At 32.5% G+C, this 3,106-nt stretch carries 1 protein-coding gene; it reads right to left on the reverse strand.

The window, feature by feature from the left end; all coding sequences use genetic code 11:
- Positions 1 to 2,768, reverse strand: a 2,768-nt coding sequence (gene uvrA / locus VGE71_RS09725; protein ID WP_331138154.1) for an excinuclease ABC subunit UvrA, incomplete at its 3' end; no start/stop codon positions are given.
- Positions 2,769 to 3,106 lie beyond the last annotated feature (338 nt).

Consider the following 3,106-nt stretch of genomic DNA (forward strand, 5'->3'; position numbering starts at 1 on the left):
GTTACAGATTCTTTTACTTTTACAATATCTTCAGGAGTTCCCGAAGCTAATAAATGTCCTCCATTTTCTCCTCCTTCAGGACCTAAATCCAAAATCCAGTCGGCACATTTTATTAAATCGAGATTGTGTTCAATTACGATAATAGAATGTCCTTTTTCTATTAAAGCATCAAAAGAAGCTAGAAGTTTTTTAATATCATGAAAATGAAGACCAGTTGTAGGTTCATCAAAAACAAATAATGCTTTATCTTTTGTAGCGCCTTTTACTAAAAATGAAGCCAGTTTAATACGCTGTGCTTCACCACCAGAAAGAGTAGAAGAAGATTGTCCTAACTGAACATATCCTAGACCAACATCTTGAAGTGGTTGTAATTTCTGTGTAATTTTAGTTTGTTTATTTCTTTCGAAGAAAGCAATTGCATCATCAATCGTCATAGTCAAAACATCATTGATATTTTGATTGTCAAAAGTAACTTCTAAAATCTCTTTTTTGAATCTTTTTCCTCCACAAGTTTCGCAAGGAAGCGAAACATCGGCCATAAATACCATTTCGACATTTATAGAGCCTTCTCCTTTACAAGTTTCACATCGGCCACCATCAACGTTAAAAGAAAAATGTTTGGCTTGATAACCTCTTATTTTCGATAATTTCTCTTTTGCATATAAATCACGAATATCGTCATACGCTTTGATATAAGTTACAGGATTTGATCTTGAACTTCTACCAATCGGATTCTGATCGACATATTCGATATGTTTGATTTGAGAGAATGAACCTTTTAATTCACTGAATTGTCCCGCTTTTTCAGAGGCACTTTCCAGTTTTTTCTGCATAGCAGGAAACAATATTTTTTTAATTAAAGTACTTTTTCCACTTCCTGAAACTCCAGTAACAACGGTTAATACATCTAATGGAAAAGTAACATCAATGTTTTTTAAGTTGTTTTCACGAGCACCTACAATATCAATATGATTTTTGAATTTTCTCCTCTTTTTTGGGACAGAGATTTCTAAATTCCCGTTAAGGTATTGAGCAGTCAAAGAATCTGATTTCAAAATTTCATCATAAGTTCCCTGGGCAACAAGTTTTCCTCCAAAGGTTCCTGCTTCTGGACCTATATCAATAATCATATCAGCAGCTTTCATGATATCTTCATCATGTTCCACTACAATTACAGTGTTTCCTAAATCACGAAGAGAAAGCAAAACTTTAATCAATCGTTCAGAATCTTTAGGATGTAGACCAATACTAGGTTCATCCAAAATGTACATAGACCCCACTAAACTACTTCCAAGAGAAGTGGCAAGGTTAATACGCTGTGATTCACCTCCCGAAAGTGTTGCTGAATTTCTGTTTAGAGTCAGATAATCCAATCCTACTTCAGTTAAAAAAGATAAACGGTTGTTGATTTCAACCATTAAACGTTTAGCAATCTGCTGCTCGTAAACATTCAATTCGATGTTTTTAAAGAAAGTAACCAAATGTTTTATTGGTAAATCAACCAAATCAGAAACTGTTTTTCCGTTTATTTTTACATAAGAAGCTTCTTCGCGTAAACGTTTCCCTTTACAAACATGGCATTTTGTTTTACCTCTATAACGAGAAAGCATAACACGATTTTGAATCTTGTAATTTTTTTCTTCCAATTCTCTAAAGAAATCATTTAATCCCTGAAAATATTGATTCCCAGTCCAGATTAAATCTTTTTGCTCTTCGGTTAATTGAAAATAAGGTTTATGAATTGGGAAGTCAAATTTATAAGCATGTTTTACAAATTCATCTTTGTACCAGCTCATGCTTTCGCCACGCCAAGGATAAATAGCACTTTCAAAAATGGATAGGGAAGTATTGGGAACAACTAAATCAGCGTCAATTCCAATGATATTTCCATAACCTTCACAAGCTGGACAAGCTCCATATGGATTATTGAAACTGAATAGATGAACATTTGGTTCTAAGAAAGTAATTCCATCTAACTCAAAATTATTTGAATACGAAAATCTTTTCTCAGCATTTAATTCCTGTAGATAACAAATCCCTTTTCCTTCAAAAAATGCAGTCTGAACAGAATCGGCAAGTCGGTTATAGAATTCTTCTTCCTCTTTAACTACAATACGATCGATTATTAATAAGATATCTTTATTATCAAACTGATGCAAGTCTGAAGCTGAAAATTCATCTAAACGAATCATTTCATTGTCAACTAGAATACGTGCAAATCCTTGTTGCAGAAGTACTTTTAATTTGTCTTCTAATTGTCTTCCTTCTTCTAAATGAATAGGAGCGAGTAGAAGCCATTTGCTGTCAATTGGCAGGCTTTTAACATCTGCAACAACATCGGTAACGGTATTCTTTTTAACTTCCTGTCCAGAAATAGGCGAGTAAGTACGACCAATTCTGGCATACAAAAGTTTCATATAATCGTAAATCTCCGTTGACGTTCCAACTGTCGAACGCGCATTGGTTGTATTTACTTTTTGTTCAATTGCAATTGCAGGAGCAATTCCTTTAATATATTCAACTTTTGGTTTATCTAAACGACCTAAAAACTGACGAGCATATGAAGATAAACTTTCTACATAACGTCTTTGTCCTTCGGCATATAAAGTATCAAATGCTAAACTTGATTTTCCGGATCCTGAAAGTCCAGTAATAACAACAAGTTTATTTCTTGGGATCACAACATCTACATTTTTTAAGTTATGTACTTGCGCTCCTTTTATTATAATATTTGATTTTGGGTCTATCGTAGAAAGATCAATTTGCATAAAAATGTCGGTTTTTACAAAAGTAATCAATTTTGAATTGGATTCTGTTAAGGATATAGTTCCAAATTTTAACTATTTTATCATAATTAGAGCCAATTCTAAAGTGTTTTTTGAGGCTATTATTTGAGAAAAATCATCGTTTTTAGATTGATTTAAAGCTCAAAATCAAACAATAAGAAAAAAATAATAGATACTTTGAGCTGTATTAATCAGGAAAAAGTTGTAATTTAAGTCCAGATTTTAATAATCGAATGGATCAATTTAAGGTTTAAACGCTTATTTTTAAAGGGATATCGCTAATTTTCATTTAATAGAATTTCAGTTTTTCCTATGTAAAA

The organism is Flavobacterium sp., assembly GCF_036405015.1.
GTDB lineage: Bacteria > Bacteroidota > Bacteroidia > Flavobacteriales > Flavobacteriaceae > Flavobacterium.